At 66.1% G+C, this 280-nt stretch carries 1 protein-coding gene; it reads right to left on the reverse strand.

Going from position 1 to position 280, the window contains the following annotated elements; translation table 11 throughout:
• Nucleotides 1-40: 40 nt before the first annotated feature.
• A partial coding sequence (locus AAEZ09_RS28100; protein WP_350601614.1) for a pyridoxine 5'-phosphate synthase occupies nt 41-280 on the reverse strand: 240 nt, incomplete at its 5' end.

A 280-nucleotide genomic window follows, 5' to 3' on the forward strand; every position in this document is an offset into this window, starting at 1 on the left:
GCGGAGGATCGCGAACGCGCCCTCCAGCGGACGGCTTGTCTCACCCCCGCGCTGCGGCGCTGAGGATCAGGTGCTTCATTTCCTTGACCGCCTGCTTGAAGCCTACGAACAGCGCATGGGCGACGATGGCGTGGCCGATATTCAGCTCATTGACGCCCCGGATCGCGGCGATGGCCTCGGCGTTGTGGTAATGCAGACCATGGCCGGCATTGACGATCAGGCCGTGACTCAGGCCGGCCTCGACACCATCGCGAATGCGCGCGAGCTCGCAGGCCCGCTC

Origin of the sequence: Pseudomonas sp. 65/3-MNA-CIBAN-0223 (assembly GCF_040310425.1) — a bacterium.
GTDB lineage: Bacteria > Pseudomonadota > Gammaproteobacteria > Pseudomonadales > Pseudomonadaceae > Aquipseudomonas > Aquipseudomonas gregormendelii.